This is a genomic window from Bradyrhizobium sp. WSM2254 (assembly GCF_000472645.1).
Lineage (GTDB): Bacteria > Pseudomonadota > Alphaproteobacteria > Rhizobiales > Xanthobacteraceae > Bradyrhizobium > Bradyrhizobium niftali.
The window spans coordinates 95336-107527 of record NZ_AXAB01000013.1 but is presented as its reverse complement, the minus strand read 5'-3'; the positions used below and the strand labels follow the sequence as shown (position 1 = coordinate 107527).

11 protein-coding genes are annotated in these 12192 nt (G+C 65.1%); 6 read left to right on the top strand and 5 right to left on the bottom strand.

The window, feature by feature from the left end:
* Nucleotides 1-5 precede the first annotated feature (5 nt).
* Together A3M7_RS0110040 and A3M7_RS0110035 are read right to left on the bottom strand one after the other, a co-directional pair.
* Entirely contained in the window at nt 6-449 is a 444-nt protein-coding gene (locus A3M7_RS0110040) for a cyclic nucleotide-binding domain-containing protein (protein ID WP_027543804.1), read from the bottom strand.
* A gap of 58 nt (nt 450-507) precedes the next feature.
* Nucleotides 508-1194 carry a response regulator transcription factor gene (locus A3M7_RS0110035; protein WP_008142830.1) on the bottom strand — a complete coding sequence of 229 codons (687 nt, stop codon included), beginning with the start codon at nt 1192-1194 and terminating at the stop codon, nt 508-510.
* Nucleotides 1195-1397: 203 nt separating this feature from the next.
* Here A3M7_RS0110035 and A3M7_RS0110030 point away from each other — a divergent pair, with 203 nt between their 5' ends.
* Together A3M7_RS0110030 and A3M7_RS0110025 are read left to right on the top strand one after the other, a co-directional pair.
* Entirely contained in the window at nt 1398-1967 is a 570-nt protein-coding gene (locus A3M7_RS0110030; protein ID WP_027543803.1) for a L,D-transpeptidase, read from the top strand.
* Nucleotides 1968-1973: 6 nt separating this feature from the next.
* On the top strand, nt 1974-2759 hold the full coding sequence (locus tag A3M7_RS0110025) for a 2-keto-4-pentenoate hydratase (protein ID WP_027543802.1): 786 nt from the start codon (nt 1974-1976) through the stop codon (nt 2757-2759).
* 179 nt (nt 2760-2938) lie between these two features.
* Here the strand turns inward: A3M7_RS0110025 and A3M7_RS0110020 are convergent, their stop codons facing one another.
* Nucleotides 2939-3628, bottom strand: a complete 690-nt coding sequence (locus A3M7_RS0110020) for a YggS family pyridoxal phosphate-dependent enzyme (RefSeq protein ID WP_027543801.1) — start codon at nt 3626-3628, stop codon at nt 2939-2941.
* Between the two features lie 108 nt (nt 3629-3736).
* On the opposite strand from A3M7_RS0110020, the gene A3M7_RS0110015 reads away from it, so the two are divergent.
* The 4 genes from A3M7_RS0110015 to holA all read left to right on the top strand — a co-directional run bounded on the left by A3M7_RS0110015 (nt 3737) and on the right by holA (nt 10049).
* Nucleotides 3737-5434 carry a diguanylate cyclase domain-containing protein gene (locus A3M7_RS0110015; RefSeq protein WP_027543800.1) on the top strand — a complete coding sequence of 566 codons (1698 nt, stop codon included), beginning with the start codon at nt 3737-3739 and terminating at the stop codon, nt 5432-5434.
* A gap of 279 nt (nt 5435-5713) precedes the next feature.
* On the top strand, nt 5714-8350 hold the full coding sequence (gene leuS / locus A3M7_RS0110010) for a leucine--tRNA ligase (protein WP_027543799.1): 2637 nt from the start codon (nt 5714-5716) through the stop codon (nt 8348-8350).
* Nucleotides 8337-8888, top strand: a complete 552-nt coding sequence (locus A3M7_RS0110005; protein ID WP_027543798.1) for an LPS assembly lipoprotein LptE — start codon at nt 8337-8339, stop codon at nt 8886-8888. The genes leuS and A3M7_RS0110005 overlap by 14 nt, the downstream gene beginning before the upstream one ends.
* A gap of 132 nt (nt 8889-9020) precedes the next feature.
* Complete coding sequence (gene holA, locus A3M7_RS0110000; protein ID WP_027543797.1) at nt 9021-10049, top strand: DNA polymerase III subunit delta; 1029 nt, start codon at nt 9021-9023, stop codon at nt 10047-10049.
* Nucleotides 10050-10252: 203 nt separating this feature from the next.
* Here the strand turns inward: holA and A3M7_RS0109995 are convergent, their stop codons facing one another.
* Together A3M7_RS0109995 and A3M7_RS0109990 are read right to left on the bottom strand one after the other, a co-directional pair.
* Nucleotides 10253-11140 carry a ParB/RepB/Spo0J family partition protein gene (locus A3M7_RS0109995; RefSeq protein WP_027543796.1) on the bottom strand — a complete coding sequence of 296 codons (888 nt, stop codon included), beginning with the start codon at nt 11138-11140 and terminating at the stop codon, nt 10253-10255.
* A gap of 160 nt (nt 11141-11300) precedes the next feature.
* Complete coding sequence (locus A3M7_RS0109990) at nt 11301-12167, bottom strand: ParA family protein (RefSeq protein WP_027543795.1); 867 nt, start codon at nt 12165-12167, stop codon at nt 11301-11303.
* Between the last annotated feature and the right edge of the window lie 25 nt (nt 12168-12192).

Sequence of the window (12192 nt, the reverse complement as noted above, 5' to 3'; positions counted from 1 at the left end):
GAGACCTACGTCGTCAGCTTCGCACCGGCCATCAGGATATCGCTCGCGATCTGGCTGGAGCGAACCGCGAATTCGTCGCGCAGGCGAACGGCGGCGGCGGGGTCGCTTTCGAGCACGCGCTGAAACAGGCTGCGCGCGACGCGGATGACGGAGGAATGCTCCAGCGCGATCGCGCTCGACGGCCGCTTCATCGGCACCACCAGCGCGAGCTCGCCGATCAGCGCGCCGGGACCTGCGATCATCTCGGCGCCGGCGCCGTCCTCGACCCGGAAGGCGCCGCGCTGGACCACGTAGCCGGCATCGGCGTCGTCGCCGAGATTGAACAGGATGTCGCCGCGGACGAAGTCACGCTGCTCGGAGCCGATCGCCAGCATGCGCAACGAGGCGTCTCCCAACAGGCGCAATGTCGGGACCCGCTCGAGAAGCGCTACGTCGTCGTCGATTGACATTCAGATCCGAGGCTCAAGGGCACGCGATCTAAAACGATTCGCACGCCCTTTAAGCGTATCACGGCACCAGCTTGTAGCCACCGGCTTCCGTGACCAGGATCTCCGGGTTGGCGGCGTCCTTCTCGATCTTCTGGCGGAGGCGGTAGATGTGGGTTTCCAGCGTGTGGGTGGTGACCCCGGAATTGTAGCCCCAGACCTCCTGGAGCAGGGTCTCGCGCGACACCGGCATCTGGCCGGCGCGGTAGAGGAAGCGGAGGATGGCGGTTTCCTTCTCCGTCAGCCGGACCTTGCGCGCATTGGCGGCGGTCAGCATCTTGGAGCCGGGCCGGAAGCTGTAGGGGCCGACCGAGAACACGGCGTCCTCGCTGGCCTCGTGCTGGCGGAGCTGGGCGCGGATGCGGGCCAGCAGCACGGCGAAGCGGAAGGGTTTTGCGACGTAGTCGTTGGCGCCGGATTCCAGGCCCAAAATCGTGTCGGAATCGGTGTCATGCCCGGTCAGCATGATGATGGGAGCCTTGAAGCCGCCCTTGCGTAAGGAGCGGACCACCTCGCGGCCATCGGTGTCGGGCAGGCCGACATCCATCAGGACGAGATCGGGGGAATTGGCCTTTGCGGCGCTCGCGCCCTTGGCGCCGGTATCGACGGCGGAGGCTTCGAATTCTTCGTGCAGCGATAATTGCTCCACCAACGTATCGCGCAGATCGGTATCGTCATCCACGATCAGGATCTTGCGGGCATTGGCCATAGGGTATCATCCTTTTGGGGTCCGGCTCGGCGCGCATGCATGCCGCGCCCAGCCGCGAGGGGAAGTTTAAGGGTCGCCGTTATTATTGTTGTTCGTGTTGAAGTAGTGGGCTGTTACCGATTCACAAGCCAGAAGCACTCTAACCTAGAATAGCAGGGCGTCTTGATGAATGTCCTGTAATGAATGCGACATCGCACGGTCACATGAAAAACAACGCTGCTTCAGCTACTTACACCAAGACCGGAACCTCCGGGCCGCTTCGAACGATCCGCGTTAAGCCTGCCGCCGGTAATCCGCGCCGGGGCTGGCTGACCGCCGGAGCGCTGACGATTCCGGTGGCGCTGGGGCGGGGCGGCATTCTCGCCAACAAGCGCGAGGGCGACGGCGGCACGCCCAAGGGCAGCTTCCGGCCGCGGCGACTGTGGTGGCGGGGCGACCGGCACAGCCGGCCGCAGACCTTCCTGCCGGCGCGGATCATCACCGGCGAGGACGCCTGGTGCGAGGATCCCCGGGATCGTCACTACAACCAGGGAATCCGGCTCGGCGAGGGGCAGGGCGGTGACCGGCTCAAGCGGGCCGACCATCTCTATGACTTCATCATCGAAATCGACCACAACACGCGCCCGCGTATCGCCGGCCGCGGCAGCGCGGTGTTTCTGCACCTGGCCCGCGACAATTTCGGCCCGACCGCGGGCTGCGTCTCCATGACCAAATCCGCAATGCTGCAATTGCTGCGGCGGCTGGGCCCGCGAACAAGAATCATCATCGGGTGAGGGCACGTGCTCGAGAAGGATCAGATCGTCGCCGCATCGCGGGTCCTCGTTCAACACTGGCGTGACGGCACCAAGCTCGACGCGCTGGAGAGACATCTGCGGCCGCAGACCCGCGCCGAGGGCTACGCCATTCAGGCCGCGCTCGAGGCGCAATCGCCCGGAAAACTGTTCGGCTGGAAGATCGCGGCAACGAGCTCGTCCGGACAGAAGCACATCAATGTCACGGGACCGCTGGCCGGGCGCATCATGAGCGACACATTGATTGCCGACGGCGGCACCGCGTCGATGAAGGGCAACGCAATGCGCGTCGGCGAGCCGGAATTTTGCTTCCGCATGGGACGCGATCTGGCGCCGCGCGCGGCGCCGTTTGCCGTCGACGAGGTACTGGCCGCCGTCGACAGCCTGCATCCCGCGATCGAGATTCCGGATTCACGCTTCGTCGATTTCGCCGGCGCCGGCGAGGCGCAGCTCATCGCCGACAATGCCTGCGCGCATCTGTTCGTGCTGGGTGCAGCGACGCCTGCGAACTGGCGCGCGATGGATCTCATCGCGGAACGGCCGCAGATCACGCTGCGCGGCGAGCGCTTTATCGGCCACGGCAAGAACGTGCTCGGCGATCCCCGCGTTGCGCTCGCCTGGCTCGCCAACGAGCTGCGCGGGCTCGGCATCACCTTGCGGGCAGGGGAGGTGGTGACCACGGGCACGTGCCATCCACCGCTGCCGATCCAGGCCGGCGATCACCTGGCGGTGGATTTCGGCGTGTTGGGGAAGGCGTCGGTGGGGTTTGCGTAGACGCACACTCAGCTGTCGTCCCGGCGAAGGCCGGGACCCATAACCCCAGGGAGAAATTTGGCGAAGACTAGCCGTTATCGAATCTTCGCCGGGACTAACACCACCAGCCGCCGAGAGATCACGCGGTATGGGTCCCGGCCCCCCGTGCGCAATTGCGCACTAGGCCGGGACGACAGTAATTACCTGTGCCCGAAGATCGCGCTGCCCACGCGCACATGCGTGGCACCTAACATGATGGCGGTGGCGAAATCCGCGCTCATGCCCATCGAGAGATTGTTCAATCCATTGCGCGCGGCGATCTTGGCGGTCAGCGCGAAATGCGCCGCCGGCGGCTCGTCGACCGGCGGGATGCACATCAGTCCGGAGATCGTCAGCCCATAAGTGTCGCGGCAGCTTGCGAGGAAAGCGTCGGCCTCGCCGGGCGCGACGCCGGCCTTCTGCGGCTCCTCGCCGGTGTTGATCTGGACGAAGAGCTGCGGATGTTTCTTCTGGGATTCGATTTCCTTGGCTAACGCCTGGCAAATGCTCGGACGGTCAACCGAATGGATGGCGTCGAACAGCGCGACCGCCTCTTTCGCCTTGTTGGATTGCAGCGGCCCGATCAGATGCAGCGCGATATCGGGGTAGACGGACGTTAACGCCGGCCACTTGCCTTTGGCCTCCTGCACCCGATTCTCGCCAAATACGCGCTGTCCGGCGGCGATGACCGGGGTAATTGCATCCGCGTCGAAGGTCTTGGACACCGCGATCAGCGTGACGGAGGCGCGATCGCGCCGCGCGTCCTTGCAGGCGCGCGCAATTTCGGCTTCGACCGCGGCGAGCGCGTTTGGTGAATGGCCGGTTACCGGCGCGGCATTGGCTTCTGTCATGACATCGATTGGCTGTGGTCGTAACCGAGGTAAGTCCAATTTTACCGAGTTCAAGAAAGAGTTTTTGAACCCTTCGCTTTACCTTGGCCCATGGGGTGGGCAGCGAAGATGGCAAACGTCAGTTTCAACCGTAAGCGAGCAAAACTCAAGCAGGTCCTGGGAATCCGGGCGCGGCTTGCATTGCTCGCTGTGATTCTGGTGGCGCCCTTGATGCTCGAGCGCATCCGTTCGCTCGAGGACACGCGCAGGAGCCAGATCGCGCAGGCCGCGGCCGAGTTCAACATCGTCGCAAGGCACAGCGCCGATGCGCAGCGCGAGGTGATCTCGTCGGTCGAGACCATCCTGAAATCGGAAGCCTTCATCCGCGCCTCCGTCGGCGGCATCAGCAAGAGCTGCGACGTGCTGCGCGCGAGCCTGCCGTCGAACCTTCCATGGATTCGCACGCTTTTGATCGCCGGTCAGGACGGACGCATCCAGTGTGCCACCAACAACATGTATGTCGGCCTCGACCTCAGTGACCGGCCTTACTTCCAGCAGGCCCAGGAAACCGGCCGTTTCGTGCTGAGCGATTTCATCCTGTCGCGGCCCGTGCAGACGCCGACTGTCATGGCGGTGTACCCGGTATCCGCGTTCAGCGGCGTGTCCGACGCCGTGGTGCTCGCCACCGTCAATCTCGACTGGATGTCGAAGGTCATGAGCAATCTCGGCGGCCGCGCCGGCATCACCGCCGTGCTGGTGGACAGCGCCGGCACCGTGCTGGCCGCACCGGCCGATCAGCACGGCGTAGTGGGTCGTCCGCTCGACAACATGCCGCTGATGTCTGCAATCGCCGACAGGGCGCTGCGGTCGGACCAGGATGAGGGCTCGCTGTCTTTCCTCGCCGCCGACGGCTCCCGCCGCGCGGTCAGCTACATCCGCATCGCCGGCACCAACGCCCGCCTGATCGCCAGCATCGACGAGGACAAGGTGTCCGCGGCGGTGAGCCGCGACATCCGCACCGCCTATCTCCAGCTCGCTTTCGTCGTCTTGTTCGTCCTGCTCGGCGCGCTGATCGCCGCCGAAAAACTCGTGATCAAGCCGATCGAGATGCTTGCCGACATGGCCAAGCGGCTCGGCGAGGGCGATCTGTCGGCGCGCGCGGCGCGCAATCGCCTGCCGGCCGAATTCGTGCCGCTGGCCCGCGCATTCAACGCGATGGCTGCGCAATTGAGCCAGCGCGAACGCGAGCTGATCGCGAGCAACGACCGCCTGACGGTGATGGCCTCGATCGACATGCTGTCGGGGCTCGCCAACCGCCGCGGCTTCCAGAGCCGGCTCGACTTCGAGTGGATGCGCGCGCAGCAATATGGCAGCGACCTCGCGCTGCTGATGATCGACGTCGACCACTTCAAGCTCTTCAACGACACCTACGGCCATCTCGAAGGCGATTCCTGCCTGACCAGGCTCGGCGAGTCGCTGTCCGGCATCGCCGCCGACACGATGGGCTTCGCGGCGCGCTACGGCGGCGAGGAATTCTGCCTGTTGCTGCCGAACACCGACGTGAATCGCGCCGTGGAGATCGGCGAGCTGGTGCGTGCGGCCGTGCTGAAGCTCTGCCTGCCGCACATCACGTCCGCCCACATGATCGTCACCGTCTCGATCGGCGTTGCCGCAACGAGGCCCAACGAGGCCTTGCGCCCCGGCGACCTGATCGAAGCCGCCGACGCCGCGCTCTACGCCGCCAAGCACCGCGGCCGCAACAAGGTCGTCGAGCACGGCGTGCAGGCGATCGAGACCGGCGCGGCTGGTATGATGATGGCGGGCTGACGGCTGGCCTGCGGCCTCGGTGCGATCGAGGTCGTCTCCCGTCCCCACGCGATTTCGCCACGGGCGGCAAGTTCGGCGCCTGGCAGCCACGGGTATCGAGGTCTTGGCCAGCCGCGTCCTCGCATTGACCCCTTGATCACCCCCAACGGCGTCCTCGGTATTTGCGCGGGCGGACCAGCAGCCCTGCCCCTTGCGGCAACCCGTTGACCCCACGGCTGCTTTTGTGGCCTAGTCCGCCGTCTTCAGGACGGCCGAACCCACGAAAAACCCAACGATTCCATGACCTCCGAACGCTATAACGCCCGCGATTCCGAACCGCGCTGGCAAGCCGCCTGGGACGAAAAGGCGATCTTCGTCTCCAGGAACGATGATTCGCGGCCGAAATACTATGTGCTCGAGATGTTCCCCTACCCGTCCGGGCGCATCCATATCGGCCATGTCCGGAACTACACGCTCGGCGACGTGCTGGCCCGCTTCATGCGCGCCAAGGGGTTCAACGTGCTGCACCCGATGGGCTGGGACGCCTTCGGCCTGCCGGCCGAGAACGCCGCGATCGAGCGCAAGGTCGCGCCCAAGGCCTGGACCTACGACAACATCGCCGCGATGAAGAAGCAGCTCCGCTCGATCGGGCTGTCGCTGGACTGGTCCAGAGAGATCGCGACCTGCGATCCCTCCTACTACAAGCACCAGCAGAAGATGTTCCTGGACTTCCTGCGTGCGGGCCTTGCCGAGCGCGAGAAGCGCAAGGTGAACTGGGACCCCGTCGACATGACCGTGCTCGCCAACGAGCAGGTGATCGACGGCAAAGGCTGGCGTTCCGGTGCCGTCGTCGAGCAGCGGGAAATGAACCAGTGGGTCTTCAAGATCACGAAGTACTCGCAGGAGCTCTTGTCCGCGCTGGATACGCTCGACCGCTGGCCCGACAAGGTGCGGCTGATGCAGCGCAACTGGATCGGCCGCTCCGAGGGTCTCCTGGTCCGTTTCGCGCTGGACCAGGCGACGACGCCGGCCGGCGAGAGCGAGCTGAAGATTTTCACCACGCGCCCCGACACGCTGTTCGGCGCGAAGTTCATGGCGATCTCGGCGGATCACCCGCTGGCGACGGCCGCCGCCGCGAAGAACCCTGAACTTGCGGAGTTCATCGCCGAGATCAAGAAGATCGGCACCGCTCAGGAGATCATCGACACCGCGGAGAAGCAGGGTTTCGACACCGGCATCCGCGCGATCCATCCGTTCGATCCGAGCTGGAAGCTGCCGGTCTATGTCGCCAACTTCGTGCTGATGGAATACGGCACCGGCGCGATCTTCGGCTGCCCCGCGCATGACCAGCGCGACCTCGACTTCGTCAACAAGTACAGCCTCGGCAACACGCCGGTGGTGTGTCCCGAAGGCCAGGATCCGAAATCGTTCGTCATCACCGACACCGCCTATGACGGTGACGGCCGCATGATCAATTCGCGCTTCCTCGACGGCATGACCATCGAGCAGGCCAAGGACGAGGTCGCAAAACGCCTCGAAAACGAGCTGCGCGGCAATGCGCCGGTCGGCGAGCGTCAGGTGAATTTCCGCCTGCGCGACTGGGGCATTTCGCGCCAGCGTTACTGGGGCTGCCCGATCCCCGTCATCCATTGCCCGACATGCGATGTGGTGCCGGTGCCGGACGCCGACCTGCCGGTGAAGCTGCCTGACGATGCGACCTTCGACAAGCCGGGCAACGCGCTCGACCATCATCCGACCTGGAAGCACGTCACCTGCCCCAAATGCGGGGCCAAGGCTCAGCGCGAAACCGACACCATGGACACCTTCGTGGATTCGTCCTGGTACTTTGCGCGCTTCACCGATCCCTGGAACGAGAACGCGCCGACGACGCCCGCGGTCGCCAACCGGATGCTGCCGATCGACCAGTATATCGGCGGCGTCGAGCACGCGATCCTGCATCTGCTCTACAGCCGCTTCTTCACCCGCGCGATGAAGGCGACCGGGCACGTTGCGCTGGACGAGCCGTTCGCCGGCATGTTCACGCAAGGCATGGTGGTGCACGAGACCTACCAGAAGGCCGACGGCACCTATGTGCAGCCGGCCGAGGTCAAGATCGAAGTCGGCGGCAACGGGCGCCGCGCAACTCTGCTGGCGACGGGCGAAGACATCCAGATCGGCGCGATCGAAAAGATGTCGAAGTCGAAGAAGAACACCGTCGACCCCGACGACATCATCGAGACCTACGGCGCCGACGTCGCGCGCTGGTTCATGCTGTCGGATTCCCCGCCCGACCGCGACGTGATCTGGAGCGACGAGCGCGTCCAGGGCGCCTCACGCTTCGTGCAGCGGCTGTGGCGGCTGGTGAACGATTCCGTTGAACTCGGCAAGGCCGCGCCGGCGGCCCGGCCGGCTTCGTTCGGGGCGGATGCGACCGCCTTGCGCAAGGCCGCCCATGGCGCGCTGGACAAGGTCACCATCGGGATCGAGCGGCTGCACTTCAACGTCTGCCTCGCCCATATCCGCGAATTCGCCAACGCCCTGTCCGAGGTACTCCAGCGCCCCGGCCAGTCGGCGGCTGACCTTGCTCCAGATCTGGCCTGGGCGATCCGGGAGGCCAGCCAGATCCTGGTTCAGCTGTTCTCCCCGATGATGCCGCATCTGGCCGAGGAGTGCTGGCAGGTGCTGGGCCAGAAGGGGCTGGTTTCGGAGGCCAATTGGCCGCAAATCGAACGCGATTTGCTGGTTGAAGACAGCGTGACCCTGGTGGTGCAGGTCAACGGCAAGAAACGGGGTGAGGTCACAGTTGCAACAGCGGCCCAGAATCCGGAAATCGAGGCTGCCGTTTTGGCCCTCGATGCGGTAAAACTGGCCCTGGACGGCAAGCCCGTCCGCAAGGTGATCATCGTCCCCAAGAGGATCGTGAATGTTGTCGGCTAGGATCCGTATCGCAGCCCGCTTGCTGGCGGTGGCCGCTCTGGCGGCACTGACAGCCGGCTGCTTCCAGCCGATGTATGCCGAGCGTACCGACGGCACCCCCGGGCTGCGCGAGAAGCTGATGGGGGTCGAACTCCCGCCGATCAACAAGATCAATGCCTCGCGCGAGGCCCGTGTCGGCGTCGAAGTCCGCAATGCCCTCGCCTTCAAGCTCTACGGCACGGCAACGGGAATGCCGCCGACCCACCGCCTGGATATCCGTTTCGCCTCCAGCCGGTCGTCCCTGATCGTCGATCCCAATACCGGTCTGCCGAGCAGCGAAAACTACGGCATCGACTGCCAGTACAACCTGGTCGAGGTCGCGACCGGCAAGTCGGTGATGACCGGCACCACGTTCTCGCGCGTGTCCTATGACATGCCCGGCTCCTATCAGCGTTTCTCCCGGAACCGCGCCGTGCGCGATGCGGAGGATCGTGCCGCCAACGAGATCGCCGAGAACATCAATACCCGGCTCGCCGCATTCTTCACCGCGGGCACCTGATTCAATTCCGTCATTCCAGGGCATGCGAAGCATGAACCCGGAATCTCGATCCCCAATCTCCGGATTCTCCGGTGCGCAATTGCGCACCGTAGTTCGCCTCTGACGAGGCGCCCGGAATGACAATTAGGCCCGATGGTCGCGCTGCGCGGAAAAGAGATCGACGCCTTCCTCGCCCGCCCCGATGCGGGCCGGCCGATCATCCTGCTCTACGGTCCCGACGCTGGCCTCGTGCGTGAACGCGCCGATGCGCTGATCGCCTCCGCCGTCGACGATCCCAACGATCCGTTCTCGCTGGTGAAGCTCGACGGCGACGAGCTCTCCGCCGAACCGTCACGTCTCGTCGACGAAGCCATGACGGTGCCGCTGTTCGGCGGCCGCCGCGCCATCCGCGTGCGCGCCGGCTCGCGCAGCTTTGCCAGCGGCATCGACACGCTGGCCGAGATGAGCGTGAAGGATTGCCGCATCGTGATCGAGGCCGGCGAGCTGCGGCCGGAGTCGCCGCTGCGCAAGGTTTGCGAGCGCGCCAAGACGGCCGTTGCGATCGGCTGCTATCCCGACACCGAGCGCGACCTCGCCAAGCTGATGGACGACGAGCTCCGCATCGCGAACTTGCGCATCGCGCAGGATGCCCGCGCAGCGCTGATGTCGTTCCTCGGCGGCGACCGCCAGGCCTCGCGCAACGAGCTGCGCAAGCTGACGCTCTATGCACATGGCAAAGGCGAGATCACGCTGGAAGACGTGATGGCGGTCGTCGCCGATGCTTCCGAGCTGAAGCTCGATCCGATCGTCGACGGCGCGTTCGCCGGCCGGCCCGACATCGTCGAGACCGAGTTCGCCAAAGCCATGATCGCCGGCACCTATCCCGGCGTGATCATCTCGGCCGCGCAGCGCCAGGCCGCGTGGCTGCACAAATCCGCGCTTGCGATCGCCGACGGCCAGCCTGCCTCCGCCGTACTCGACGGCGGCTTTCCGCGGTTGCATTTTTCACGAAAGCCTATGGTCGAAACGGCGCTGCGCAATTTCAGCGTGGCGCGGCTCGCCGCCATCATCGAGCAGCTCGCGACCGCCGCGCTCGACACCCGCAAGCAATCCACCCTCGCCGCCGCCATCGCCCAGCGCACGCTGATGGCGATCGCCGCGAACGCGAAGCGGCGCGGCTAGGCCTCCGCTCCACGTTATTGCGAGGAGCGCAAGCGACGAAGCAATCCAGGAAAGCCAAATCCGTCATCCTGAGGTGCGAGCCGCGCGGCGCAACGCGGCGCGCGGGGAGCCTCGAAGGATGAACGGCCCCGATGCGGCCGGGCCGTCGCCCTTCGAGGGCCGCTGAAGAAGCTCAGGGTGACGGTGATAGAGAGTCGGTGCGTCTAAAACGCGCCCTTCGCCAGCCGCTTCATCACCTCGTCGAGCTGATCGAGGTTGCGGTAGTTGATCTGGACTGAGCCGCCGGGGTCGCGGTGATTGACGGTGACCTTGAGACCGAGCGCGTCGCTGACGCGCTTTTCGAGGTCGATCGTGTCTGGGTCCTTTTCCTTGCCCCCGGTGCTGCGCGCCTTCTGCGGCTTGCGCGCCGGCACGCCCTCTTCATGCGCGAGCGCCTCGGCCTGACGGACGTTGAGGCCCTCCTCGACGATGCGCCTTGCTGATGCGAGCGGATCGGGCACGCCGATCAGCGCGCGGGCGTGACCGGCGGTCAGCTCGCCGCTCGTGATCAAGGCCTGCACTTCGGCCGGCAGTTTCGTCAGCCGCATCATGTTGGCGATGTGGCTGCGGCTCTTGCCGACGACCTTTGCGATGTCGTCCTGGCTGCGTTTGAACTCGTTGGCGAGCGCGTGATAGCCCAGCGCCTCTTCCATCGGGTTGAGGTCTTCGCGCTGCACGTTCTCGACGATCGCGAACTCCAGCGCGTCGCTGTCGCTGATGTCGACCGGCACGATCGGCACTTCGTGGAGGCCGGCCATTTGCGACGCGCGCCAGCGCCGTTCGCCGGCAATGATCTCAAAGCGGTCCTGCGCGCCCTTCACCGGGCGCACCACGATCGGCTGGATCACGCCGTGCTGCCTGATCGAATCGCTGAGCTCCTTGAGCTCCGTTTCCGAAAATGCGCGGCGCGGGTTGCGCGGATTGGGCTTGATGAATTCGATCGGCACCTTGCGCTGCGCGCGCGGACGATCGACGTGCTGAGCCTCGCCGCCGACGTCACCGATCAGACTTGCAAGACCCCGGCCCAGTCGCGAACGCGCTTCGTCGGCCATCGCCAGCTCCCTTGGATTCACGGTGCAGCACTCCAGAACTGAATTTCGAACTCCCGATCGTAGGGTGGGCAAAGGCGCGTCTTCGCGCCGTGCCCACCGTCTTGCGATCGAACGATTTTGGTGGGCACGCTTCGCTTTGCCCACCCTACGATTCTTCGCCTCAATGCGTCGTGCGCAGCTCGCGCTCGCGCTGGATCACTTCGGTGGCGAGTCGCAAATAGGCTTCGCTGCCGACGCATTTGAGATCGTAGACCAGCACCGGCTTGCCGTAGGACGGCGCTTCCGAGATGCGCACGTTGCGCGGGATCATGGTCTTGTAGACCTTCTCGCCCATGAACTGGCGGACGTCGGCGACGACCTGGTTCGAGAGGTTGTTGCGCGAGTCGAACATGGTCAGCACGATGCCGTGGATCGACAGGTTCGGATTGAGCGTCGAGCGCACCTGCTCCACCGTCTGGAGCAATTGCGACAGACCTTCCAGCGCGAAGAACTCGCACTGGAGCGGCACCAGGATCGCGTCGGACGCCGCCATCGCGTTCACCGTCAGAAGGTTGAGCGAGGGCGGGCAGTCGATCAGCACATAGGTGTAGTCGGCATCCGGCGAGACGTTGTTGTTGAGCGCGCCGATCGCATCGCGCAGCTTGAAGGCGCGGCCGGGCGTGGTGCCGAGCTCGAGCTCGAGGCCGGAGAGGTCCATGGTCGAGGGCGCGATGTGCAGCCGCGGCACCGCGGTCGAGACCACGGCTTCGCGCAAGCTCGATTCGCCGATCAGCACGTCGTAGGTCGAACAGGAGCGGTTGCGGCGATCGATGCCGAGGCCGGTCGAGGCGTTGCCCTGCGGATCGAGATCGACGATCAGAACGCGCTCGCCAATCGCAGCGAGCGCCGTGCCGAGGTTGATCGCTGTGGTTGTTTTTCCCACGCCGCCCTTTTGATTCGCCAGCGCGAGGATGCGCGGATGGCCCTGCGGGACCACAGCCTGTTCCTGGGCGGTCTGCTCTTGCTGCGGCTCGTCAATCACGCTCATCGCAATTCCCCATTCGCCCCAGAAC

Excerpts from the sequence above, each read along its gene's own strand:
- A3M7_RS0110040 (WP_027543804.1), bottom strand. The coding sequence starts at position 449 with ATGTCAATCGACGACGACGTAGCGCTTCTCGAGCGGGTCCCGACATTG.
- A3M7_RS0110035 (WP_008142830.1), bottom strand. The coding sequence starts at position 1,194 with ATGGCCAATGCCCGCAAGATCCTGATCGTGGATGACGATACCGATCTG.
- A3M7_RS0110030 (WP_027543803.1), top strand. The coding sequence starts at position 1,398 with ATGAAAAACAACGCTGCTTCAGCTACTTACACCAAGACCGGAACCTCC.
- A3M7_RS0110020 (WP_027543801.1), bottom strand. The coding sequence starts at position 3,628 with ATGACAGAAGCCAATGCCGCGCCGGTAACCGGCCATTCACCAAACGCG.
- A3M7_RS0110015 (WP_027543800.1), top strand. The coding sequence starts at position 3,737 with ATGGCAAACGTCAGTTTCAACCGTAAGCGAGCAAAACTCAAGCAGGTC.
- leuS (WP_027543799.1), top strand. The coding sequence starts at position 5,714 with ATGACCTCCGAACGCTATAACGCCCGCGATTCCGAACCGCGCTGGCAA.
- A3M7_RS0110005 (WP_027543798.1), top strand. The coding sequence starts at position 8,337 with ATGTTGTCGGCTAGGATCCGTATCGCAGCCCGCTTGCTGGCGGTGGCC.
- holA (WP_027543797.1), top strand. The coding sequence starts at position 9,021 with ATGGTCGCGCTGCGCGGAAAAGAGATCGACGCCTTCCTCGCCCGCCCC.
- A3M7_RS0109995 (WP_027543796.1), bottom strand. The coding sequence starts at position 11,140 with ATGGCCGACGAAGCGCGTTCGCGACTGGGCCGGGGTCTTGCAAGTCTG.
- A3M7_RS0109990 (WP_027543795.1), bottom strand. The coding sequence starts at position 12,167 with ATGAGCGTGATTGACGAGCCGCAGCAAGAGCAGACCGCCCAGGAACAG.